At 59.4% G+C, this 22,466-nt stretch carries 22 protein-coding genes and 1 riboswitch; of the genes, 8 read left to right on the top strand and 14 right to left on the bottom strand.

Annotation, left to right across the window (positions count from 1 at the left end; translation table 11 throughout):
* Positions 1–9 precede the first annotated feature (9 nt).
* The 3 genes from BGO64_RS11275 to BGO64_RS11265 form a co-directional block, all read right to left on the bottom strand.
* Positions 10–735 (bottom strand): MaoC family dehydratase, encoded by a 726-nt coding sequence (locus BGO64_RS11275; protein WP_010673529.1) that lies wholly within the window; start codon positions 733–735, stop codon positions 10–12.
* A 236-nt stretch (positions 736–971) separates the two neighbouring features.
* Positions 972–1,919, bottom strand: a complete 948-nt coding sequence (gene rlmF, locus BGO64_RS11270; RefSeq protein WP_183149589.1) for a 23S rRNA (adenine(1618)-N(6))-methyltransferase RlmF — start codon at positions 1,917–1,919, stop codon at positions 972–974.
* A 151-nt stretch (positions 1,920–2,070) separates the two neighbouring features.
* A complete protein-coding gene (locus BGO64_RS11265) occupies positions 2,071–2,559 on the bottom strand; it encodes a C40 family peptidase (RefSeq protein WP_039039319.1) in 489 nt (162 codons plus the stop codon).
* 276 nt (positions 2,560–2,835) lie between these two features.
* Between BGO64_RS11265 and BGO64_RS11260 the strand changes: the two genes are divergently transcribed.
* On the top strand, positions 2,836–3,558 hold the full coding sequence (locus BGO64_RS11260) for a 4'-phosphopantetheinyl transferase family protein (RefSeq protein WP_286700678.1): 723 nt from the start codon (positions 2,836–2,838) through the stop codon (positions 3,556–3,558).
* Positions 3,555–4,403, top strand: a complete 849-nt coding sequence (locus BGO64_RS11255) for a tetratricopeptide repeat protein (RefSeq protein ID WP_286700677.1) — start codon at positions 3,555–3,557, stop codon at positions 4,401–4,403. The genes BGO64_RS11260 and BGO64_RS11255 overlap by 4 nt, the downstream gene beginning before the upstream one ends.
* A 139-nt stretch (positions 4,404–4,542) precedes the next feature.
* Here the strand turns inward: BGO64_RS11255 and BGO64_RS11250 are convergent, their stop codons facing one another.
* Complete coding sequence (locus BGO64_RS11250; RefSeq protein ID WP_010634682.1) at positions 4,543–4,785, bottom strand: Lpp/OprI family alanine-zipper lipoprotein; 243 nt, start codon at positions 4,783–4,785, stop codon at positions 4,543–4,545.
* 225 nt (positions 4,786–5,010) lie between these two features.
* A complete protein-coding gene (gene ribB, locus BGO64_RS11245; protein WP_010673523.1) occupies positions 5,011–5,664 on the bottom strand; it encodes a 3,4-dihydroxy-2-butanone-4-phosphate synthase in 654 nt (217 codons plus the stop codon).
* Positions 5,665–5,768: 104 nt separating this feature from the next.
* Positions 5,769–5,926, bottom strand: a riboswitch (FMN riboswitch).
* Positions 5,927–6,135: 209 nt separating this feature from the next.
* Here ribB and purU point away from each other — a divergent pair.
* Positions 6,136–6,972 (top strand): formyltetrahydrofolate deformylase, encoded by an 837-nt coding sequence (gene purU, locus BGO64_RS11240; RefSeq protein WP_029313992.1) that lies wholly within the window; start codon positions 6,136–6,138, stop codon positions 6,970–6,972.
* Between the two features lie 57 nt (positions 6,973–7,029).
* On the opposite strand, the gene BGO64_RS11235 is transcribed toward purU, so the two are convergent.
* Together BGO64_RS11235 and cls are read right to left on the bottom strand one after the other, a co-directional pair.
* Positions 7,030–8,298, bottom strand: a complete 1,269-nt coding sequence (locus BGO64_RS11235; RefSeq protein ID WP_286700676.1) for a DUF945 family protein — start codon at positions 8,296–8,298, stop codon at positions 7,030–7,032.
* Positions 8,299–8,407: 109 nt separating this feature from the next.
* Complete coding sequence (gene cls, locus BGO64_RS11230; protein ID WP_010673520.1) at positions 8,408–9,889, bottom strand: cardiolipin synthase; 1,482 nt, start codon at positions 9,887–9,889, stop codon at positions 8,408–8,410.
* 96 nt (positions 9,890–9,985) lie between these two features.
* On the opposite strand from cls, the gene BGO64_RS11225 reads away from it, so the two are divergent.
* Positions 9,986–10,528: a YceB family lipoprotein gene (locus BGO64_RS11225; RefSeq protein ID WP_029313991.1), complete on the top strand. Its 543-nt coding sequence runs from the start codon at positions 9,986–9,988 to the stop codon at positions 10,526–10,528.
* A gap of 4 nt (positions 10,529–10,532) precedes the next feature.
* Here the strand turns inward: BGO64_RS11225 and BGO64_RS11220 are convergent, their stop codons facing one another.
* Complete coding sequence (locus tag BGO64_RS11220) at positions 10,533–10,973, bottom strand: GNAT family N-acetyltransferase (protein ID WP_010673518.1); 441 nt, start codon at positions 10,971–10,973, stop codon at positions 10,533–10,535.
* 342 nt (positions 10,974–11,315) lie between these two features.
* Here BGO64_RS11220 and BGO64_RS11215 point away from each other — a divergent pair, with 342 nt between their 5' ends.
* Positions 11,316–12,056, top strand: a complete 741-nt coding sequence (locus BGO64_RS11215; protein ID WP_286700680.1) for a lytic transglycosylase domain-containing protein — start codon at positions 11,316–11,318, stop codon at positions 12,054–12,056.
* A gap of 105 nt (positions 12,057–12,161) precedes the next feature.
* Here the strand turns inward: BGO64_RS11215 and aqpZ are convergent, their stop codons facing one another.
* From aqpZ to BGO64_RS11195, 4 genes are all read right to left on the bottom strand, one after another.
* Positions 12,162–12,848 carry an aquaporin Z gene (gene aqpZ, locus BGO64_RS11210; RefSeq protein ID WP_010673516.1) on the bottom strand — a complete coding sequence of 229 codons (687 nt, stop codon included), beginning with the start codon at positions 12,846–12,848 and terminating at the stop codon, positions 12,162–12,164.
* A 300-nt stretch (positions 12,849–13,148) separates the two neighbouring features.
* Positions 13,149–13,670, bottom strand: a complete 522-nt coding sequence (gene ruvC, locus BGO64_RS11205) for a crossover junction endodeoxyribonuclease RuvC (RefSeq protein ID WP_010673515.1) — start codon at positions 13,668–13,670, stop codon at positions 13,149–13,151.
* A 233-nt stretch (positions 13,671–13,903) separates the two neighbouring features.
* The gene (locus tag BGO64_RS11200) at positions 13,904–14,812 is read right to left on the bottom strand and encodes a Gfo/Idh/MocA family protein (protein WP_286700675.1); all 909 of its coding nucleotides are present in this window, start codon (positions 14,810–14,812) and stop codon (positions 13,904–13,906) included.
* A 283-nt stretch (positions 14,813–15,095) separates the two neighbouring features.
* Complete coding sequence (locus BGO64_RS11195) at positions 15,096–15,323, bottom strand: hypothetical protein (protein WP_053288171.1); 228 nt, start codon at positions 15,321–15,323, stop codon at positions 15,096–15,098.
* A 634-nt stretch (positions 15,324–15,957) separates the two neighbouring features.
* On the opposite strand from BGO64_RS11195, the gene BGO64_RS11190 reads away from it, so the two are divergent.
* From BGO64_RS11190 to BGO64_RS11180, 3 genes are read left to right on the top strand one after another with little or no spacing between them, the layout of a single operon-like run.
* The gene (locus BGO64_RS11190) at positions 15,958–17,496 is read left to right on the top strand and encodes an OmpA family protein (RefSeq protein ID WP_202044298.1); all 1,539 of its coding nucleotides are present in this window, start codon (positions 15,958–15,960) and stop codon (positions 17,494–17,496) included.
* 17 nt (positions 17,497–17,513) lie between these two features.
* On the top strand, positions 17,514–19,109 hold the full coding sequence (locus BGO64_RS11185; protein WP_161469719.1) for a hypothetical protein: 1,596 nt from the start codon (positions 17,514–17,516) through the stop codon (positions 19,107–19,109).
* Between the two features lie 2 nt (positions 19,110–19,111).
* Positions 19,112–19,945, top strand: coding sequence for a hypothetical protein (locus BGO64_RS11180; protein WP_104454538.1), 834 nt, complete (start codon positions 19,112–19,114; stop codon positions 19,943–19,945).
* Positions 19,946–20,730: 785 nt separating this feature from the next.
* Here BGO64_RS11180 and BGO64_RS11175 read toward each other — a convergent pair.
* Positions 20,731–21,681 (bottom strand): transposase, encoded by a 951-nt coding sequence (locus BGO64_RS11175; protein WP_286700674.1) that lies wholly within the window; start codon positions 21,679–21,681, stop codon positions 20,731–20,733.
* A 311-nt stretch (positions 21,682–21,992) separates the two neighbouring features.
* On the bottom strand, positions 21,993–22,466 hold the full coding sequence (locus tag BGO64_RS11170; RefSeq protein ID WP_010675226.1) for a DMT family transporter: 474 nt from the start codon (positions 22,464–22,466) through the stop codon (positions 21,993–21,995).

Here is a 22,466-nt window from a genome sequence, read left to right as displayed (position 1 = left end):
ACGAGCGCGTCAGAAATAGATCCGGGTGACCGACTCGATGACGCAGCCAGGGCGGCGGATCCCCTCGATCTCTATCTTGATCTCCTTGAGGAGCTCGATGCCACCCTTGATGGGCGTGACACGCGACAGCTTGGTACGGGCGCGGATGTTGCTGTCCACCTTGATGGGGTAAGGGAAGCGGACCTGCTCCAGGCCGAAATTCACCACCATGCGAGCGGTCGGGAACTCCGGCGTGCTCTCGTCCACCGAACCGGTCAACTGGGGCAGCAGGGCCAGAGTCAGGAAGCCGTGGGCAATGGTGGTCTTGAAGGGAGACTCGGCTGCTGCACGCTCGGGATCGGTGTGGATCCACTGATGATCGCCGGTCACGGTCGCGAACTGGTTGATCAACGCCTGGGTGACCTGCAGCCACTCGCCCACATGGGTCTCTTCACCGATGCGGGTCTGCAACTCGGCATAGAGTGCCGCCGCTTCGCCTTCGAGCTCCACCACGGGATCCTGCGCCAGGGCAGGCTGGCCATTGGCTACCTGGGTGACTCTGGCAGCCTCTTGCTGGCGGGCATCCTGGGACTCCCCCTGCAGATCCAGCACTCTTCCCAGCAAGGGGTGAAGGTGTGCCTTTTGCTGAAACTCACGCCAGTAGTCGCGGATCGCCGGAGAGAGCCAATCCTTGAGCTCAAAGGGGTGTTGCGCCAGAATTTCGCGCTTGTGCTTCAGAAAATCGACAACTTTCATTTACCGATCCCTATTCGATTCAAAGCCTGTAAAGAGGTCTAACCAGTCCTATTTTATGAAAGTTTCATCAGCAAGTACAAAAAAATCTCGGCGTACACCTGTACCAGGCGCGAGAGTGGTCACTAACATGCGAGCAAACACGGGCAGGAAAACGATTGAATGAAAGGCTGCAAACGAATCAACATCTGATCTGAAAAAGAGACGGGGCCCGTGTCGCCACTGAGCCCCGTCCTCGATCATCTCCCCTGGGCGGTCCACCAGCTCTTGCGCTGCCCATCGTCCAGGAAACTCCAGGCGAGGATCCGGCTCACCTTATTGCCTTGCGCCATGTCGAGCACGCGAACCTCCCGCGCCCCCACCCGAGCCAGCGCCTTTCGTGCGGCAGGCAGATTTTCCTTTTTCGACACCAGCGAGCTGAACCAGAGGCATTGGCTGGCAAACTCCTTGCTCTGCTCTATCATGGCCGCCAGAAACGCCGCCTCGCCCCCCTCGCACCAGAGCTCAGCCTTCTGACCGCCGAAATTGAGCACGGGCGCCCCGGCCACTGCCTGGCCCTTGCCCAGGTTGCGCAGCTTGCGCTCCGTCCCCTTGCTCGCTTCCGCCAGAGAAGCATGAAACGGCGGGTTGCACAGAGTCAGGGCAAAGTGCTCCTTCGGCCCCAGGATCCCGCGAAAGACATGCTTGGGGTTACCCTGATGACGGCATGTGATCTGGTTGCCCAATCCATTGCTGGTGGCCAGCAGGGTCGCCGCCTTCACCGACACAGGATCGATGTCTGAGCCCACGAAGCGCCAGCCATACTCCCGGGCGCCCAGCAAGGGATAGATGCAGTTGGCCCCGACACCGACATCCAGCACTCGAACCTGCTTGCCCGTCGGTACGCATCCCGCGCTCTCGGCCAGCAGATCCGCGGCTCGATGCAGGTAGTCTACCCGGCCCGGAATGGGCGGGCAGAGATAGCCGGGGGGCAGATCCCAATGCGCAATGCCATAGTGCAGTGCCAGCAATGCCCGGTTGAGCGTCTTGACGGCAGCCGGATCGGCAAAGTCCAGGGTTCGGGTGCCGTGCTCGTTGGTGAACACGAAAGGCGTCAACGCCGGGGTACGCTGGCAGAGCGCGTCGAAGTCGTAGGGTGCCTGATGGCGATTGCGCGGGTGCAATCCGGTTTTCTGCTGGGGTGTCATGCTGGACCTGCCGAGGATCAAGGGGGCCACACTATAGAGAGTCGACCAGGGAAAGTCTAAACGAGGGTCATAAAAAAACCGGGCCCTGAGGGCCCGGTTCAAGTGAGGTTGGAAAAACAGTCCGTACTGCGAGCCGTTTGTCCAGCCTGACTCAGATGTCTATCCGGCGTGCCTGCCAGAATTTGCTGCGCCAGTAACTGCTGTCGAGCTTGGAGCGTGTCACCCCGGCGCGGGTGGAGGCATGGATGAATTCGCCATTGCCGACATAGATGCCCACGTGATTGAGGCGGCGGTTGATCTTGAAGAAGACCAGGTCTCCTTCGACCAGATCCTGTTTGGAAACCCGGGTGCCTTCATGGACCTGGGAGCGGGTATCACGGGGTAATTCGATGCCGACGGCATTGCGGAACACTTCACGGGCGAAGGCGGAGCAATCGATGCCTCGCTGGCTGCTGCCTCCCATCCGGTAAGGAACGCCGCGCCACTCTTTGTATACGGTCAGGATTTCGTTGACGTCAGGGGTTGGTGAAACTTCGGGTTCAATCACGGGTTCCATCATGGAAACCTCGATCTTGCTCGCGACCTCGGGTTGGGGTGCCGATGCACAACCCACCATTCCGAGCGCGACCAGCAGTAGCATCAGGTGGCGCAATCCTTTATCCCCGCAAAAAGAGTGAAACTTGTTAAAATGCAGCCCGAAAGGGCAATTTATAAGGCAACAGCACCCGACTATATCCAAGAATTCTATCGAGGCAAGCGAAAATCCCAATCGACCTCACATTTTTGCAAGGAAATGCTCTGTTTAGCGCAATTTATGTGATCATGCCCAAACAATATACAATCTTGAAAGCATCGGTTTTGAGCGCATCAAACGGACTGTTATCGCTATTTCACCCCCATTTTTAAGTGAAATATTATGCTATCTGCGGATCTCTATTTGTTAAATACGGCAAGCGTTGATGCAGACCTGGTGATCAGGCTGGCATCCGAACTCGCCCCGGATGAACGCCGTCACTGGCACGAGATCCACCAGGCGGGTCGCCAGCATGAGTACCTGCTCGGCCGGGTGCTGCTGCGCCGCCTGCTGGCCGAGCGACTCCATTGCCGGGCCGATGCCCTGACTTTTGGCATCGGTGCGCATGGCAAGCCGACACTGCTCAGTCATTGCTGGCAGTTCAACCTCAGCCACAGCGGAGAGTGGCTGGTGATCGCCCTCTGTGAGGAGGGCCCCCTTGGCGTGGACATCGAGATGGGCTTGCGTGACCGCCCCATACTGTCGTTGGCCAAACGCTTCTATGCGCCAAGCGAATACCAATGGTTGAGCGCCCAGCCCCTAGAGGAGCAACATTCGGCCTTCTATCGGCTATGGTCTCGCAAGGAAGCTGTGCTCAAGGCGCATGGCGATGGTATTTCCGCCGGGCTCGACAAGATCTGCTTCCTTCCGGAGCAGGCATGGCAGCTCAATAATCATCTCGACAATCGCCACTATGAAATCCGTGACTGGCCCGCGGGCAGCGGATGGCTCAGCCTGGCTGCCCCGACTCGCCGGGTCGATGCCCATCTGCTGGATGCGCGCTTGAATTCCACCCCGCTGGACCCCATGTTGATCCACACCATTTTTCGAGAGTCAGCCTCATGATCGTCGACATCACTCCCCAGAACTTCCACGCAGAATTGCTCGATGCGTCCATGAAAAAGCCGGTCGTCATCTATTTCCACGCCCCCCAGATGCCGGAGTGCCAGGCCATGACCCCGCAAGTGGAAGCGCTGGTCGGCCCGGCCAATGCGGCGGTGACCCTGGCCAAAGTCGACATGAACGACCCCCAGTTGCAGCCTCTGGCCAGCCAGCTTGCCTTGCGCGCACTGCCCGCGCTGGTGCTGTTCCATCAGGGGCGCCCGGATGAGCAGGCCATTCTGGAAGGGCCGCAGGATGAAGCCACATTGCGCCAGTATTTCGCCGTCTTTGCCCCCAAAGAGGAGGAGTTGCTGCTCGATCAGGCAAAGCAGGCGCTGGAGAACGGGCAAGCCGATGTGGCGCACACCCATCTTGGCCAGGCCCATCGCCTCGCCCCCGAGCGTCACGACATCACGCTCTGGCTGATACAGGCCTCGCTGGATCTCAATCTCCTTGACGAGGCGCAGAGCCTGCTTTCGACCATCCCCATGGTGGCACAGGATGACCATTACCAGACCCTGAGCTCCCGCCTCTCGCTGGCGCTGCAGGCCAGCGACAGTCCTGAGCTGCGCGCCCTGGAGCTGCGCCACGCTGAACAGCCGGATGACCATGCCCTCGCCCAGGAGCTGGCGGTGCTCTACAGCCAGGTTGGTAGACAAGAGGAGGCATTGGCTCTGTTGTTCACCATCCTCAAACGTGATCTCGCCTTTGGCGATGCCAAGAAGATCTATCTCGATGTGCTGGCAACCATGGGCGCGCACCCGGCGGCGCAGAGTTATCGTCGCAAGCTCTACAGCCTGCTCTATTGAGCGACAGGAAAATCAGAAGAGGGGATGCCGATTCGTCGGCATTGCCTTGTCAGGCGGGTTTCAGCGGGGAAACGCGGTAATTTGATGAATTTCAGGCAAAAAAAATGGCGCATTGAAATGCGCCATTTTTTCGCATGGATTACTTCTTGTAGGAAGTAGCCATGTTGTCGATGCGCTGGTTAGCACGCATAGCTTCTTGCTTGGCTTCTGCAACATCAGCAGCGATCTTGGACTGATCAGCACGAACAGCGCTAACATCTTGAGCCAGTTGGTCAACTTTGTTAGACAGATTCTGAACGGAAGTTTCCAGTTCGCTGGTGTTTGCACAACCGCCCAGCAGAGCGGACAGACCAACAACACCTACCAACAACATTTTTTTCATTTTTAAAAGCTCCCTTTAACTCGCCAGACGTTTAGCAAGCGGCGTGATTATGGCACAAAAAAATCATAGTTTGGATAGGCCTCATCACAGATAAATGCGTTAAAACCCTCATTTTTTTTTAGTTGCACACTTTCCGTACAAACTTTAAGCAAAAATGAGTGTCCCTGGATGAGGTTCGCACAAAGCGTAACCAAAATTTGGGCTTATTACAATTTCGTATGAGGCTCAGGCTGAACGTTCTGACAGCAATTGACGATATTGCACCAGATCTTCGATGGTCAGGACCGGCATCCGGTGCTGGCGACCGAAGGCCACCAGGTCCGGCAACCTGGCCATGGAGCCATCTTCCTTGGTCAACTCGCACAATACTCCGTAAGGTTTGAGCCCGGCGAGCTGCATCAGATCGACGGTCGCTTCGGTGTGACCACGGCGGGTCAGCACCCCACCCGTGCGGGCGCGCAGCGGGAAGACATGGCCGGGTCGATGCAGATCGGAGGGCCGGGCACCGTCGGCGATGGCCGCACGGATGGTGGTGATGCGATCGGCGGCGGACACCCCGGTGGTCACCCCCTGCGCCGCTTCGATGGTCACAGTGAAGGCAGTCTGATAGTGGCTGGAGTTGGCCTCCACCATCATCGGCAGCTCGAGCTGGCGAACCCGCTCGTCGGTCAGACAGAGGCAGACGATGCCGGAGCACTCGCGGATCATCATGGCCATCTGCTCGTTGGTCATGGTTTCTGCGGCAAAGATGAGATCGCCTTCGTTCTCGCGATCTTCATCATCGGCCACCAGCACACCCTGACCGGCACGCAGGGCGGCCAGCGCGGCTTCGACGCGAGCAATGGGATCACCGAATTCACTGAGTAGAGACTGATTCATGGTAAGACTCCTAAAAAAGACAAGGACCAGAATCAGGGCATGGAAAGGCAGACAGAAGTAGCCATGCGGCAGCCAACCCGGCAGGGTCTGGCCAGCAATATCTGTCTTATCCTCTTTCATCCGGACTATGACCGTCGGCTCCGGCATCTCACCGGATCTGCTGACCCCGTCCCGGATGAATGCCGGGTCGGGCGCTCGCGGGCTCCCCGAGTCACATCGGGATACCGCCGGTGGGGAATTTCGCCCCGCCCTGAGAATAAGCGCAGACAGCCTAAAGAAAAAAGACGCAGGATGCCAGCCAAAAACCCATCAAAGACAAACCGGGTGCTGGCTGCACGGCAATTTTCGCGCGAGCACCACCCGATACACGGCGCGCTGTCCTTTCTGATTTCGTTTGTGGCATAGTGCCAGCAAAAACGCGCGCGCCCGCGCAGACCGGGTGCCAACATCACAAACGGAATCATGACAGAGATGGAAAAGAAAATACTGCTGACCGATTGCCCCGACGCCAAGGGTCTCATCGCCAAGATCACCAACATCTGCTACAAGCACCAGCTCAACATCAACAAGAACGACGAGTTCGTGGATCACGAAAATGGCCGCTTCTTCATGCGCACCGAGCTGGAAGGGCGCTTCAACGACGAGACCCTGCTGGCCGACCTCGATGATGCCCTGCCTGCCGGCGCCCAACGTCGTCTCGTCAAGGCGGGCAAGAAGCGCATCGTCATCCTGGTGACCAAGGAGACTCACTGCCTCGGCGACATCCTGATGAAAAACTATGCCGGCGCCCTGGACATGGACATCGTCGCGGTCATCGGCAACTACGACACCCTCGCCGAGCTGACCGGCAAGTTCGACATCCCCTTCCACTGCGTGAGCCACGAGGATCTCAGCCGCACCGAGCATGAGGAGCAAGTGCGCACGCTCATCGATGGCTACCAGCCGGATTACGTCATCCTGGCCAAATACATGCGTGTGCTGACCCCAAGCTTCGTGGAAGCCTATCCGCGCAAGATCATCAATATCCACCACTCCTTCCTGCCTGCCTTCATCGGTGCCCGCCCCTATCGTCAGGCCTTCGACCGCGGGGTCAAGCTGATTGGTGCCACCGCCCACTTCGTCACCGACGATCTGGATGAAGGCCCCATCGTCGAGCAGGACGTGATCCACGTTGATCACACCTTCAGTGCCGATGACATGGCCAAGGCCGGACGCGACGTGGAGAAATCCGTGCTGAGCCGGGCGCTGGAACTGGTGCTGAACGAGCGGGTCTTCGTCTACGGCAACAAGACCGTCGTGTTCAAATAAGCGGCTGCGCGCCCCCAGAAAAAAGGCTCCCGAGGGAGCCTTTTCATTGCGCGGCACTCACGGGTGCAGCGGCAGACCATTGACGGTCACGGCCCCTTTGTCGAGCTTGAGCTCGGCCTGAAGCTGTGACTCCTGCGCCTTCAGATATCCCATGGCAGTGAATTGCTCCAGCATGGGGGCCAACTGGGGAACGGCCTGGCCCAGCTTCTCCCCAAGGTGGGCATGCAGCAGACCGGAGAGTGCCTGCATCCCCTCCTCGCTGCCCATCAACTGTGCCAGGGTGGTGGGCGCCAGCTTGGCCTCCCCTTGCAGACTGACAGGCTCACCGTTCAATCGCGCACTCAGATCCGCCAGTTCCAGCGTGGCCCCTCTCTGGAGCATCTTGTCCAGCGCTTCCTGGATGGCCGCTTCGTCCACCCGTTTGCTGCTGGCCTCTTGCAGCGTCTGATACCCCTCGAGATCCAGCCCCTTGAGGGAGAGATCCAGATTTCCCTGGGTCAGCGCGAGCCGGTCTTCCTCGCTCTCCATGTTGAGGGTCGCCACCTTCATCTGATAGCGAGTGGAGAGCGTCTGAAGATCGTCCCCCACCAGCTCGGTGGCCGTGGTCAGCCCCTCCAGCGTGATCTTGACGTTCCCCGGCTGGGTCAGGGAGAAAGCCGTGAGGGTCGCATCGCTGCGGGGAGAGAGCCAGAGTCCGCTGATCTCGGCCATGTCGGCACTGCCCTTGAGATCCGCCAAGGCCAGATCTGTCTTGCTCTGGGCATCGTGGACAGTCATCCCCAACCAGTGGGCGGTGAGATGGCCATTGCCGTCGAGATCCCCGCGATAGTCGCCGTTCAAGGGCAGGAAGGTGAACTCGTTGAGCCCCTCCTTGACCTTGAAGTCACTCACCCAGAAGCGGGAGCTGTTGCTCATGGTCCAGAGGCTGCTCGCCGATTCTGCCCCCAGTTGCCACTGCTGCATCCCCAGGGTGGTCAGGATGGGCGCCAGCGTGCCCTGTGCGGTATCAAGCTGGAGGTGACTCTTGATATAGAGCGGCAACAGGCGGCTGTTGAACGCGAACTGCATCTCGATGGGTTCGCTTCCCGCCAGTTGGGGATCAAAACTCGCCAGCGTCTGGGGCGGCACCACCACCTTGAGTACGCCGTCGCGGGTAAACAGATTCTCCGTCTCTGGGCTCCAGGTGACTTCGATCCCGCTCTCCTGCTGCGCCCTGGCGATCTGCTCGGCCAGGATCCGGTCGAACGTATTGCCCGTGTACCAGCAGGCGCCAAGCCCTCCCACCACCAACACGGCTCCGACGGCCAAGGCCACTTTTTTCTTCATCAGTTCTGTTTCTCCACAATCGTTCAATGGCGGGTGCATGGGCGCACTCTACGGGGAGGATGGGCATCAACACAAGCCAGACAACGGCTTGGGGCCCACGCTCTGGCTGTCACAGCAGGGGGCTGAACAGGTAGAAGATGTTCTCAAGCAATTTTTTGTACCAGGGGCGGGCACGCCACCTGGTCAGTGACATGGGGGTCGCCTCCAGCATGTAGCCCTGCACCAGCTGGTTCATCTCGGCGACAAACACCGGGTTGTCGATGAGCAGGGTGATCTCGAAATTGAGCCAGAGACTGCGCCGGTCGAGGTTGACCGTGCCCACCAGGGCGAAATCATCGTCCACCAGCACGCTCTTGGTGTGCAGCAGTCCGGCATCATAGCGGTATATCTCCACTCCTGCCGCCAGCAGATCCTCCATGAAGGAGTTGCTGGCGTGGTTGGCCATCAGGGAGTCGTTGCGCGCAGGCAGAACTAACTGCACCAGCACGCCGCGGGCCGCCGCCGAAGAGAGGGCCGCAGCCAGCGGATCGTCCGGCACGAAATAGGGGGTGGTCAGCACCAGATGGTGACGAGCCTGGTAGATGGCGAGCAGCAGGCTCTGCTGGATGCAGTCACCGCCGACGAAGGGGCCTGAGGGAATGAGCTGGGCCCGATAGTTGGTCTGTGGCCAGGCTTCCGGCTCATGTTGCAGACTGTCGAGCAGCCGTTCGCCGGTCTCCATCTCCCAGTCCCAGACGAAGGTGGACCACATCAACGGCACCACGGGGCCCTGCACCCGGATCATGATGTCGACCCACTGGCCGACCCCGGCATCCTGCTTGAAGAAACGCGGATCCACCATGTTCATGGAGCCGGTATAACCAACCTTGTCATCGATCACCACCAGCTTGCGGTGCATGCGCAAGTCCTGGCGCTGGAAGGGGATTCGCCAGGCGCCGACCGGCAACACTTCCACGACTTTGACGCCGGCGGCGCGCAAGGTTTTGGGCCAGGAGGAGCGGAAGAAGGTCTTGCTGCCGATGGAGTCGAGCAAGACACGACAATCCACGCCGCGTGCCGCCACCTCCATCAACGCCTCGCACACCTCGTCCACATCCCCGCCGGGGTGCCAGATGTAGAACTCCAGATAACAGGATTGGGAGGAGCCCCGGATGTCGCGCACTATCTCCTCTACGATGCTCTTGGGCTTGTGCAGCAGGGTCATCCGGTTGCCCGAGAGCATGGGCATGGCCAAGCGCCCCTGGATCAGATCGTGGAGCGGGCGTGCCTTGCTGCCCACCTCACAGCAGTGCTGGGGGAAGAGGCGCGCGAGCTGGCGGATCCAGATGGCGTAAGGACGGTACATGGCCTGGGCCCGCTCCGCCCGCTTGCGACCGAGACGAATCTCGCCAAACAGCACGTAGAAACCGACCCCGGCGAAGGGGATGGCATAGATGAGGGCCAACCAGGCGAGGGATACCCCGATGGGACGTCGCTTCATCACCACCCGCAGGGAGATCCCAGCCACGATCACGGTGTGAAACAACAGCAACAACCAGCCGAGAAAGCGGGAAAACAGCAACTGAATGTCGTATTCCAGACCGTCGAGCAAGGCGACTCCTTGGTGTATTGGACAGATGGCACGGGCAGACCCCACAGGGTCGGGATGGTATGCTATGGGGCACACCCATTCTATCAGGTCGTTAGCATGATCCTGCAATCTATGCTGCTGAGTCTGGCCATGCTAGGTCAAGGCTCATATGACATCAATGAGCAGCAGATAAATCAGTACCTGCAGTCCCAGGTGCAAGTGGACAAACAGCTGGAGTTGCCCGGCATCATCAAGGCCCATGTGCAACTCGAGCAGAGCGATGTGCAGATTGGTCGCCAGAGCCCGGATACCGCCAGGGTGTTTGGCAAAGGCAAGTTGAAAATCGCGCTCCCGGATCAGACCGAGTACGACGCGCGCCTCAACATGACCTATGAGGCGAGGCCCCGCTACGACAAGGCCAGGAGTGCGCTCTTCCTCGACAACATGAAGCTCATCGATTACAAGCTGGAGCCTGCCGCGGCGGAACAGAAGTTTGGTTTCATGCTGAGGATGCTGCTGCAGAGCATGGAGAAACGGCTGGAGACCCAGCCTGTCTACAAGCTGGATGACAAGGACCCCAATCAGGCCTGGCTCAAGGAAAATCTGCTGGGGCTGGAGCTGTCACCAGGCAAGATCCACCTGCTGACCAAACCCCAATAAGATCTCAGTTGAAAACAGGCGCCTTCGCCTGGCGCACCAGCAGCTCGATCTGGTAACCCTGTTCGTGCTGCTGGTGATAGAGGGAGTGAAGGGGCCCGTCGAGTTCATGCAGGGGAAGGTGGTCAAATCCCGCCTTGAGGTAGAAGGGTTTCTCGAACGGCAGGGCGTGACAGATCACGGGCTTGTCGGAAAGATCGCGGCAGGCATGCTGCAGCAGGCGGGACCCCAGCCCCAGGGACTGGTAGTGCGGGAGCAGACGAAAGCCGCACAAGTGGTAATAATCCTGTTCATCGCGCAAGCGCACCGCCCCCACCAGCCAGTGCGCGTCACGGACCACAAAAATCCGTTCTGCCAAATCCGGCACATAGTGGGAAAACGTCGTCTCGTAATAGTCTCTGATGAGGGAAAGATCCGCATCACAGTATTCTTCGAATCTGAGCTCCATCGCTCGCCTGCTTGTCATGCCCATTTCGCTCTGGCCATACCGGCCCTCTCCTGCTCGCTCGCTGGCTCCACGAAGAGATCAGACCAGAGTGGAGCAACAGCAAGATAACACGGCTTTAACTTACAAAAAAGCCAATAACTCGATGGAAAAGACGAGGTTGCGATCATCCGCCCCTTGACGCCATGAGCCGCGCCCCTTGTCCTGAGTGAGCACACAGGCGGGACGTCCCTCTGCCATCACATTTCCAGCCTCCCCTGTTCACGGGCACTTGTTCTGCGCCATCCCGAATGCTTTACTCAACGTGGCTAACGAGGCTTAAGGAGCAAGCCGTTGAAAGCATGGATGTTGCTGGGCATGATGCCGCTGTTTTCCCACGCAGCCCCGGCTCAGATACCGCCACCGGCAGAGGTGGTGATCCTGACCCCGGAGACGGCTGTCTCCTCCCTGGTTCCCACGCCGCGTACCGTGGCACTCACCACGGCGCCGCTCCCCTCCCCTGAACCCGCTAAGCCTGCAAGCCGTCAGATCCAGGTCTACAAGTCGGTACAAAAGAACGGGGTCATACGCTATTCCGACATGATGCCGGAGCAGGGTCACTACGAACTGCTGTTGTTCAACGACTGCTATGCCTGCGATCCGGCGTCCAAGGTCAACTGGCGCACGACAGGCCTCTTCCTCTATGACTACGCCAGCACCATACAGGCGGCAGCCAAGGCTTATCAGGTCGAGCCTGCCCTCATCCGGGCACTTATCCATGCCGAGTCCGCTTTCAATCCTCTGGCCGTCTCCCGCAAGGGCGCCATGGGACTGACCCAGCTGATGCCCGCCACGGCGCGCGAGCTCGGGGTCGGCAACGCCCTGCTGGCGGAGCAGAACATCTTTGGCGGGGTGAAATACCTGGCGGGTCTGCTCAAGCAGTATGACGGCAATGTGGCCCTGGCCACCGCCGCCTACAATGCAGGCGCCGGTGCGGTGCAAAAACACGGCGGCATACCGCCCTATGCCGAAACCCGGGCCTATGTGGAACGGGTCAAGCTGCTGCATCAGCGCTACAAAGAGATGCTGAGCGCCAAGGGACTGTGATCATGCCGCACCCTATCGTCAGCATGGCGCCCTGCCCGGTATTCCTTCAGGCATAAAAAAACACGCCCGGGGGCGTGTCGATACCACACGTTAACTAGCAACACATCACTCTTTCGTGGCGATCACACGATAGGCCAATGCACCCAGAATGGCACCGACAATGGGGGCAACCCAGAACAGCCAGAGCTGGCCCACGGCCCAGTCACCGACAAAAAGCGCCACGCCAGTGCTGCGCGCCGGGTTGACCGAGGTGTTGGTCACCGGAATGCTGATGAGGTGGATGAGGGTCAGGCACAGACCGATGGCGATGGGAGCAAACCCGGCCGGCGCACGGCTGTCGGTGGCACCCATGATGACAAACAGGAAGAAACCGGTCATCACCACTTCACACACCAGTGCGGCCAGCAGGCTGTAACCACCGGGGGAATGCTCGCCATAGCCGTTGGAAGCAAAGCCGGCGCTCACATCAAAACCCGCCTGTCCGCTGGCAATGACATAGAGCACGCCACCTGCCACGATCCCGCCAAGCACCTGGGCCACGATGTAGGGCAGCACGTTGGAGGCCGGGAAGCGGCCACCGGCCCAGAGCCCGACGGTCACGGCCGGGTTAAGGTGGCAACCCGAGATATGACCGATGGCATAGGCCATGGTCAGCACGGTCAGACCAAACGCCAGGGCGACGCCCAGCAGGCCGATCCCCACATTGGGGAAGGCGGCAGCCAGCACGGCGCTCCCGCAGCCTCCCAGTACCAGCCAGAAGGTTCCCATAAATTCAGCAGCGAAAGGTTTCACTCTTGTCTCTCCCATGATGATTAACACGAGAGCCAGAAAGGCTCATACGGACACTGTTATTGAACAGGCGCCATATTATGGGAGTGTGGCGGAGCAAGACGAAACCGACCCGGCTCATCGCGGATATGTGATGAAGGTCACAAGTTATTGATAAAGTAGAAAGATATCCCCCCGCCCGGTGCGCTTCTCCACGGGAGTCCTATGGAGGGACGCGACAGATTGTGACCCGACCAGCGATTTTGCCAGCAGCTCCGGCACCCGGCGCTCTCCTGACAACACCGGATAGCCCTCCTCCAGGGATCAGCGATAACGGCCGCGCACCGATCCGCTGGCCCGCCCGGCCATGCGAATGAGGCTCTGACGGGTGTGGAAGTGGCAGAGCGCCACCCCGAGGGCATCCGCCGCATCCGCCTGGGGGGTGGCAGAGAGTTTGAGCAGATGGGTCACCATGTGCTGCACCTGCTCCTTGGCGGCGCCACCGGTGCCCACCACCGCCTGCTTGATCTGGGTGGCAGAGTACTCGCTCACCGGCAGCAGGGCGTTGACCGCCGCGACGATGGCGCTGCCACGGGCCTGGCCGAGCTTCAGGGCCGAGTCCGCGTTGCGCGCCATGAAGACCCGCTCGATGGCGAACTCGTCCGGCTTGAACTGGGTGATGATCTCGCTCACCCCGTCATAGACCTGCTTCAGGCGAGACGGCAGCTCCCCCAGATCGGTGCGGATGCAGCCCGATCCCAGGTATTCCGCCTTGCCCGCGACGATGCGAATGACCCCGTAGCCGGTGATGCGCGAACCGGGATCGATCCCCAGAATGATGCTCATGAACGGAATACCCCGCCCACTGCGGTCAGCCATCTCATCTTCGACACCTTCTTCATTGCGATCTCTTGCCCTGCTGCTCTTGATGGCCGCCAAGATAACAAACCCGCCTTCGCTTGGCTCGCTCGCTGGCACCTTTCCCGGCTGACTGCGCAAGGAGCCACCATCTCATACAGTGCTCTGCCGCTTCTCTGGCAAGTGATGCCTGCCGGCGTCACCAGCCCCTTGCCTCCGGGTCATCCCTTTGCCAGGGCGACGAGGCGCTCTGCCAGTCGATGGCTTTTCAGGTAGCTTTCGACCAGCGCCCCGTCTGCCCGCCCGGCGTCAATCTGCCCATACCAGTGCTCGAGCATGGCGACAAAGCCTCGGCTCGCCAGCACGGGCTGCCAGTCGCCCGGTGCCAAGGTCTGCACTGTGTTGTCTCGCGCAAGCAGGCCACGGGTGCAGTTCTCGATATGCAATGAGAGGTTGTCGCCATAGGCATCGATGCGCTCCTCGGTCATGCCGGCGCTGCGATTCATGCTGCCGCTCACTGCCATCTGCCCGCTCTGCCAGGCGACGCTCACCCCGGCCAGCAACTCGGGCTGCTCACTGCTGCGTCGCAGCACCGCATGCAGCTCCCCGTCCGGCTCGCCGCCATAACAGCAGAGGCTGTCGAGCACATGGATACAGTCGTCGAACAGGAACTGGCGAGGCGCCCCCGGCAGGGCGTGCCTGTGCTTTTGCCAATGGAGCTCGGTCAGCGGCTGGCCGCGTGCGGCGGCCATGGCGGGCAGATAGCGACGGTTGAAGCCCACAAACAGCGGGCAGTCCCTGGCGATGGCGAGATTGGCGAGCGCATCCACCTCTCCTGCGTTGTCACACAGCGGCTTGTCCACAAAGGTGGGAATGCCGGCACGCAGGCACAGCTCCGCCAGTTTGCCGTGCACGGCGGTGGCAGCGTGGATCATCACCGCATCAGGTCGGCTCGCCAGCAGCGCATCGACCTCGGTAAAACACTCGCCAATCCGGTACTGGCGCGCCAGTTTGCCGAGCACCGAGGGACTCCGGGTACAGAGCAGCGGGGTGACTCGCTCGTCGTTTGCCAGCAGCGGCAGATAGGCCTTCCGGGCGATATCGCCAAGGCCAATCAGGGCAATGCGCATGGGCACTCCTCTCAAGGGGATAACCAGATAACTGCCTGCACGATCTCAGGATTTCCCTCGCAGATCCAGCCTTGGCGCCATCTCGCTCCAGGTGCCTTCTGATGCAATGCGGCATCGCCCCGCGACACCCTGGCCACCTTCCTCCATCGAAGCGCCCCCCGGCAGCGCGGCGCTTGAGCGGCAAACCGCGATAGCAAAACAGGCAGGGCGACAACTGTCGCCCTGCCTGTTACACCCGCACACACCGCCGCACTCGGGCGATTGGCGCTCTTCTCACGTCGAGTTACTCTGCCGACCTGGCCTGCTCTTTGGCATCCCGCCACTTGCCAATCCTGGCGCCCAGCTCGGCGCAAAGCATGGCGCTGACCATGGCACCTATCATCCGGGTCATATCCGACATCTCTGTTGCAACCGGAAGCAGGGGCACGATCAGGTTAAAGGCGATGAGCCCCATCACCAGCCCGAGCCCGCTGCCTACCTTCTCTCTTCGGGATCGCGTTGTTATCGCCATCTGATTGCTCCTGACCAAACCCTTTCGACAATATTATCAAGCAATGCGTTCAACAGAGGTCTTGCAATGCTTCGCACTGCCTGTGCCCCACTCTATAAACTGTTGTCAGACATATTTATCGACAATTAATCCATTATATAAACGGGCTGCCAGACGTTATTCTGCCCATGAACATTATTTCGCCAGCACTGTCAGTGGGGGCAACCACATACTTCCCCCAACAGCCCTCATCCTCAATAGCGATAATCGGCCTGCGCCTTTCACAAATCACAAGAGCGTCACAATAACCCTCTTTGTGTTCAGCGTCGGGGAGATGGGCAAAGATATTGGAAAGTTGATGTTTTTCCTATGGTTGCATCACTTTTCCACTCGCATGATCAGGCTCGTTTGGCTTATCATAGCCACTCGATACCTATTGAACCGCATAGATAATTGCCTCTTCTGACACTCAGGACATATCAGACACAGCCGCTTGCGAGAATGAGCACGCCTGGCGCCGATATTAAACATCAGCCCGCGTTAATATCTTTTATATCAGCAGGTGTCGATATTTCACTCCACCCGAAGACGCTTTTCTCTGGCCTCACTGGCATGTCTGAATCTCGCTATTAAATATAAATGGCAAGGAATCGCTATGGATAAATCGTTTCGTCTTGCACCTCTCAGCTGTGTATTGATTGCCGCCGTGGGTTGCAGCTCCCAGCAGATGCAAAATTTCAAATCCACGGTCAATGATATCGGCAAGGATTACGGCATGCCGGTACTTTGTGGGGCTGGCATGATTGCAGGAGGGGCTGCTGGCTACGCCATCAACGGGAAAAAAGGGGCTGTCGCGGGGGTTGCCCTCGGTGGGGCGCTGGGCTGCGCGGCAGGCTATATGTGGCAGTCCAGGCTACAAGAGCTTGACCGGATAGCAAAGGAAGAGAATCTCAACATCGCTACCGAGAAACTGACCGTTGCCGAGCCAGCCGCAGTGACCGGTGTCCCTCAGGACGCCGGCCTTGTGGCCCAGATCCCCGATTCCGGCATGTTCTCGAGTGGTTCTGCCCAGCTTACAGAAAGCGGCCTGCGCGTGGTCACTAAACTGGCCCAGCTCTATGCCAAACCCGCAGCCGCAGACGCCTCGGATCAGCGCCGTATCCTCCTCGTCGGCCACAGTGACGCCACCGGCCCTGCAGAACTCAACCTGCGACTCTCCGAGCAACGTGCGCGAGCCGTCGGCAAGGTCCTGGTCGCATCGGGGATCCCGGCCTCTTCCATTTACTATCAAGGCGCGGGTTCGTCGCGTCCCATCGCAGACAACAGCGACCCCTTGCTTCGCGGTCAGAATCGCCGGGTCGAAATTGTAGAACTGGCGAACGAGCAGGCTCTGGTCATGCGGGCCCAATCCGAAGAGAACAACACCCGCTATCTGCGTTATGGCGCTTCCGATACCGCCAAACCGCGTGTGGCTGCCACCAAACCGGCGGCTCAGTCCGCAAGCGGTTCAAGCAAGGTGGCGGCCACGTCGCAAACCGCCCCTCGCCAACCCGCCGCCAAGCAGAGCGCCTCAAACACCAGCACGGCCAAGGCCCTGCCCGATGCCAAGGCCGCAGTGGACTTCGGCGGCAAGCCTGCCGGCACCTATCAATGGAACATGGCTCAGAACATCAAACCCAAGGCGAGTGGTTTTGCACTGATCAGCAGCGCATACGCAAGCGACATGCCGATGTCGAGCTGTGAGGCAGATAAGCCACGCAGTGCAGGCCAGGTGCTGAGCATGGCAGACGACAAGCCTCTCCCGCGCCATGCCACCAAGGAGTACATGCCCGGCTATAACAATCGCGTCTGGGCCAATACCGTCAACGGCCACCTGGTGACTGTCTCTCCGGTTTCCATCTTGCGTGACAACGCCCAGGTCGATCGTCAACCGATCCTGCAAGTCGTTCAGGGTTACAAATCCTCGAATCAGAAGAAGCCCCAGACCCTCAAGGCGGTGGCCAACACCTATGAGGGCGAGAGTGAGGTGCTATACCGCGTCTTCACCAGCGATCCCAAGGCGTCGGTGTCCTGCATGGACCTCGTGTTCAGCAAAGGCAACGCCAAGGTAAGCCAGGGAGCCCTGTTCTATCCGGCAGGTTCCGAGGCTTATGTGGCTTCGTACCTGCCCATTCCCGCCACCCATTCCAAATAAGAAAACGGAGAAACTTAGTGGAAGACTTTTCTTTGGCAGCGCTCAAGACGCTGATCCTCGCCAACCAGATGCTGACCGTTGGCATTGTTTCATTCCTCGTCAGCGCCGTGGTGGTGTGGCGGCATTGGGAGCATGTCTCCTACTTCCTGATCCGGGTATGGCACAGCCTGCCGCTGATCGGCACAGTGGCCCGTCTCGCCCGCAAGCCGGCCTCGGTCGATGGCGATGGCTGGATCAACCATGAAGTGACCCTGTCGAATGTGTACTACCGCGAATACAAGAAGCATTTAAAGGGAACAGATGCCTACAACGCCTCCCTCGACTACCTTGCCAAGGCAGGAGAGGCCGGCCGCTCCCCGCGCCCGGCGTGGGTGCTTGCTCTGGTGCTGGTGCTGGTGCTGGTCGAGGCAATGGGCTTTGCCTACGTGCTGGCAGGCTGGATGAACATGGATGCCTCCACCAATGACCGTCACCTGCTGGCAGCCGCAACGGCTCTGCTGCTCGCCGTCGCATCCGCATTCCTGGCTGAAGTGGCCGGACACTCCCTGCATCACAACAGCCTGATCGCCCGGGCGCGTCACTGGTGGCAAGGGGAAGAGCCCTCAAAACGCTCCCGTACCCTCAAGGCAAACAAGGCCATCAATCTGGAAGACTCCTTCTCGGACTCTGACAAACCTGACTACGAGCAGTTGCTGGCACGCCTGAAAGACGTGAATTCAGGTGTCAGCCGCAAGTTTGTCTGGCTGATTGTCTGTGCTTCGTTTGTTGCCTGCATGGCCGTGGGCGCCTTCGTGGTGCGTTCAGCCACCCTCGACAGCATCGAAACCGAGATGGTCAACAACATGCGCGCCGAAACAACGGCACAGAGTGACAGCAGCATGGGGTCGCCGTTTGATCTGCCGGAAGAGTCTCAAGCCATCAACAACGAGGCGGAAGAGGCCACCATCGAAGACAAGATGCAGGCCATCCGTGAGGCCAGCCTGACCACCTACGTCATGCTGTCGCTCATCTACATCGCCATCCAGGGGATCAGCATCTGGCTTGCCAGCAAATACCACTTTGCGGGCACCCATTCCAAAACAGCCTGGCGTCTGACACACGAATACGCGACCGCCGAAGAGATGCTGGACGCGATGGACCAGCAACGCACCGCCATTGCCAGCCATGCCGATGACAAGCTCCGCCGCTTGCAGACCCTGTTGTCGAGCCGTGACCATACCAACTCGGGTGTGCTGGGGGCGCTGGAAGGGGAGAAATCCGCCCATCGCAATTTCCTGGCCTTTATCGAGTACAAGGCAGGCACCGTGCCGCCCAAGCCGGCCCCTCAGGCGGCCCCCCAGGTCGCACCGGCAGCGCAAGCCGAGCCGGCACCCGCCGTACAACCGGCTGTTGCGCAGGCAGAGGCGGCTCTCCCGCCCACCACTGACGCCCCCGGCCAGACCGGCGCTGCCGTCAAGGCCGCCGATTTCCATGATGTCACTGGCCTGCCCGAAGAGAGTCTGGCAGCAGCCAGCCGCGCACTGGGGGTGGACGAAGCGCAGTTGCGTGATATCCGTGAACAGCAGATGGCCCTCAAGACCCTGGGCCTCTTTCCCACCAAGCAGAGTGCCTAATCGTGAAGATCACCCAGGTATTGCTACTGGCGTTGACGCTGCCTTGTGCAGCGTTGGCGGCCGAGCGTAACGACATACAGAGCTGCTATGAGCGCAATGGCCTGACCGACATCAAGCCTGCGGGCACCGGTCGCGAACTGGTGGTCATCATCGACCAGACCATTCCGATGCCTGACGATCTGCAACGCAGCAGTTGGGGGCAGATCGAGCGCTTCGTGCAGGCTGGCGATCGCGTCAAGCTCTATACCTTCTCCGCCTTCTTGCCTGGCGAATACCTTCGCCTCGCCTACGCGGGGCAACTGGATATGCCGCTGGAAGGGGAGATCCGGGACGATGTCAGCATGCGCAAATTGCGCGGCCTGGACACCTGCCTGACGACGCAGACCAAGGTCTTTCGTAACGGCTTTGGCAAACAGTTCGTGAAAGCACTGCGTGATGCCCGCCAGGACATCCCCAAGAGCGAGATCATGAACTCGCTGCGCAAGGTGGGTGAAGATATGAAGGCCGAGCAAGGCGTCAATGACCGCGTCGTGTTCCTCATTTCGGACATGCTGGAGCACTCCGATTACACCAGCTTCTATGCCACCAACAAGATCAAGCAGCTCAATGTCGGTGACGAGCTCAAGCAGGCCAAGAGCAAGGGGCTGTTTGCCGATCTGCAAGGCGCTCGCGTCTACGTCACGGGCGCCGGGCTGGTGACCGACGCGGTGAAACACGCCTATCGTTCCGGCAAGACCATGGATGCACTCGGTGACTTCTGGTCACAGTACTTCGAGCACTCCCATGCCACCCTGGTGAACTTCGGCGCCCCCAGCCTGAGCACGGATTTGCAATAACCGTCGCGTTCACAGGCAGAGCCCGCGCTTCTGCCCATCACACAAGGGCGACCAACTGGTCGCCCTTGTTATTTTGCCAACGCGGCCCCCATTCGAGATATCGGCCAACCCGCCCCTTGGCATCAGGTTTGGTCATGTGAGCCAAAGGTGGATCTCCATATTTGCCGACTCTTGTAAAAGATCCCCAAGGGGCGTCGTCATCTCCCCCCTTCTCCATGGACCGAGCAAGATAAGCTCCCTTTTTATTTGGGACAGCCATCTTTGTGTACGGATTGTTCCATTGGAGGAACCATATCACCCACTCTGTTTCACTGATGCAAAAATCACCTGCTCAAGCAACACCCACGGTGTCGCAGCGTTGTGAAAAAACGGCCTGATAACAAAGGGCCGATAGCCCCTATTCCCCAACCCGCCTTACCAGGACAGCCATCTTTTGGAGAAAGAGTTATCAAGACAGCCATCTTTTAGAGAAAGCTCTCATCCAGCGCCCAGCACAACTCGTCATCCAGCATTTGCGATGGTATTTGTGGAACTCGGGGGGATTAAAGAGAATGTCTTGGCATCGATGACGCCAATTCATGGCGCCTTATCAGGACAGCCACCTTTTGGAGAAAGCCTTCATCCAGCGCCCAGCACAACTCGTCATCCAGCATTTGCGATGGCATTTGTGAAACTCGGGGGATTAAAGAGAATGTCTTGGCATCGATGACGCCAATTCAGATGCGATCACACAGGCGGGGTGCTGGCGCGATACCGGACGTTGCTATGACACAAGTATTCATCACTCAAAGGGATGGTTGATAACACCGTCGCTGGCCACAGTGCCAGGCAAACTGCTGACAATGCTCTTTGTCACCCACCACTCTGATACCCTGGCGCCGAAACAGCGTCACTTGCTTGAGCCAGCGCACCTCGTCCAACCCCAGCCGCACCAGGATGGGGGCAAGAGAAGCCGGGATATGACCCCGTTTGTCCACTCGGATGGCGCGACCTGTCCAGTCCACCAGCATCAGGTAATCCGCAAAGGCATATGGCAGGCTATCGGGTCGCGCGTCGTGCGCGAATGGCAACAGCAACGGCGGCAATGGGGCGGCGGACGGCTCGCCATCGAGACGCTGCTTGAGGCTGGTGTAATCGCTCTGTTCAGGCCGGTCGGACAATCCCGCTCGTATCGGATTGAGATCAACATAGGCCATGCAGGCCAGCAGGGCTGGCTCGGTGAGCAAGGCCTGGCTCTTGAAGCGCCCTTCCCAGAAATGGCCCTTGCAACCATCTTCCCGATTGGACTGCCGAGCCAGGTTTTCGTTGAGCAACCGCACAAACCAGCTGATGGAATGTAACCGCTCCCGCCACTGCCCTATCAGTTGTTGAACCACAGCGAGTTCAGGCTCAATCAGGGATTCCCCCTGATACCAGCGTCGTACCAGCAGCGGCCACTGGAATAGCGCCGCCCAACGCTCGGCCACCTCCCGCTCGCTCCAATTGGCAGCGGTATCCGGCTCGACCTTGAGCACCAGGTGATAGTGATTGCTCATCACTGCATAGGCACACACACCGATGGCAAACAGTCGCGACAATTGGCCCAACTTGTCCACTACCCACTGACGCCGATGCTCGTAACTTTGGCCGGAGTGGGCATCTTCCCCGCACAGAAACGCCCGCCGCACACAGCGACTGACCACATGATAGTAAGGCGTATCCTGCAAACTGATTTGACGTGAACGGGCAATGGTCATGGCTCACCCCCTGGGCTGTGACACCTCAAGCCAAGTACAGGGCTACGCCGCTGTCAAAAAGGTGGGTGTCCCAGATATCAGTGACCCTGGGGGATGCCTTCCTGGCAGGCCAGGTCCGCGGCCGGATCCTGGTAAATGTCCAGGGGTGATAACTGACGCGATATGAGCCGGCTCGCCTGACCAGGTCAGGCGAGCCTCTTTGTGTCCCCCTATTCAGGTCATGGAACTGAGCCGGAATGCAAACCCCATCAGCAGAACGCCTGCCCCGGGGCAGACGTTCGTGAAGGTCAAAACATCAGAAGGCCGCTTCATCAGTGCATAAGGCGCTCAGCTAACCGATCACCGAACAACATGATGACGAGCCCGGTCAGCATGACCAACATTCCACCCAGCTTTATCAAAGATACCGGACGCTGGATGGTGCCAAGCAGACCGAAATGGTCGATGACCTGGGATGAGAGCAACTGTCCGACGATGGCCAACCCAAGCAGGGCTGACAACCCGATTTTCGGTGCGAGCACGACGTAGCTGAACAGCGCGCAAGCACCGATCAGGCCGCCAGCCAGACTCCACAGAGGCTGTGATGGAATGGCCGCAAGCGAGGTGAATAATCCGCCACGCAGCAGCGAGAAGACCCCGAGGCTGAATGCACCGGCCGCGAAGGAGAACAATGCGGCGGTGACCGAATCGCCCCCGAGTCCTCGTGCCAGCTGGCTATTCAGAGTTGTCTGCAGCGTGATCCCGAGACCTGCGGCAAAAGCGATGACGTAATACAGTGTGCTCAT

Origin of the sequence: Aeromonas sp. 62-46, from assembly GCF_001898585.1 — a bacterium.
GTDB classification, from domain to species: domain Bacteria; phylum Pseudomonadota; class Gammaproteobacteria; order Enterobacterales; family Aeromonadaceae; genus Aeromonas; species Aeromonas caviae.
The sequence above is the reverse complement of the archived record's forward strand: the minus strand, read 5'-3'. Positions and strand labels throughout refer to the sequence as shown.

Bases quoted from the DNA above. Each gene is read 5' to 3' on its own strand.
- BGO64_RS11170 (WP_010675226.1), bottom strand. From the start codon at position 22,466: ATGAGCACACTGTATTACGTCATCGCTTTTGCCGCAGGTCTCGGGATC.
- BGO64_RS11250 (WP_010634682.1), bottom strand. From the start codon at position 4,785: ATGAAAAAAATGTTGTTGGTAGGTGTTGTTGGTCTGTCCGCTCTGCTG.
- rlmF (WP_183149589.1), bottom strand. From the start codon at position 1,919: ATGACACCCCAGCAGAAAACCGGATTGCACCCGCGCAATCGCCATCAG.
- BGO64_RS11175 (WP_286700674.1), bottom strand. From the start codon at position 21,681: ATGACCATTGCCCGTTCACGTCAAATCAGTTTGCAGGATACGCCTTAC.
- BGO64_RS11265 (WP_039039319.1), bottom strand. From the start codon at position 2,559: ATGCTACTGCTGGTCGCGCTCGGAATGGTGGGTTGTGCATCGGCACCC.
- BGO64_RS11200 (WP_286700675.1), bottom strand. From the start codon at position 14,812: ATGCGCATTGCCCTGATTGGCCTTGGCGATATCGCCCGGAAGGCCTAT.
- purU (WP_029313992.1), top strand. From the start codon at position 6,136: ATGGAAAAGAAAATACTGCTGACCGATTGCCCCGACGCCAAGGGTCTC.
- BGO64_RS11215 (WP_286700680.1), top strand. From the start codon at position 11,316: ATGTTGCTGGGCATGATGCCGCTGTTTTCCCACGCAGCCCCGGCTCAG.
- BGO64_RS11220 (WP_010673518.1), bottom strand. From the start codon at position 10,973: ATGGAGCTCAGATTCGAAGAATACTGTGATGCGGATCTTTCCCTCATC.
- BGO64_RS11190 (WP_202044298.1), top strand. From the start codon at position 15,958: ATGGATAAATCGTTTCGTCTTGCACCTCTCAGCTGTGTATTGATTGCC.
- BGO64_RS11275 (WP_010673529.1), bottom strand. From the start codon at position 735: ATGAAAGTTGTCGATTTTCTGAAGCACAAGCGCGAAATTCTGGCGCAA.
- ribB (WP_010673523.1), bottom strand. From the start codon at position 5,664: ATGAATCAGTCTCTACTCAGTGAATTCGGTGATCCCATTGCTCGCGTC.
- ruvC (WP_010673515.1), bottom strand. From the start codon at position 13,670: ATGAGCATCATTCTGGGGATCGATCCCGGTTCGCGCATCACCGGCTAC.
- BGO64_RS11235 (WP_286700676.1), bottom strand. From the start codon at position 8,298: ATGAAGAAAAAAGTGGCCTTGGCCGTCGGAGCCGTGTTGGTGGTGGGA.
- BGO64_RS11195 (WP_053288171.1), bottom strand. From the start codon at position 15,323: ATGGCGATAACAACGCGATCCCGAAGAGAGAAGGTAGGCAGCGGGCTC.
- BGO64_RS11255 (WP_286700677.1), top strand. From the start codon at position 3,555: ATGATCGTCGACATCACTCCCCAGAACTTCCACGCAGAATTGCTCGAT.
- BGO64_RS11260 (WP_286700678.1), top strand. From the start codon at position 2,836: ATGCTATCTGCGGATCTCTATTTGTTAAATACGGCAAGCGTTGATGCA.
- BGO64_RS11225 (WP_029313991.1), top strand. From the start codon at position 9,986: ATGATCCTGCAATCTATGCTGCTGAGTCTGGCCATGCTAGGTCAAGGC.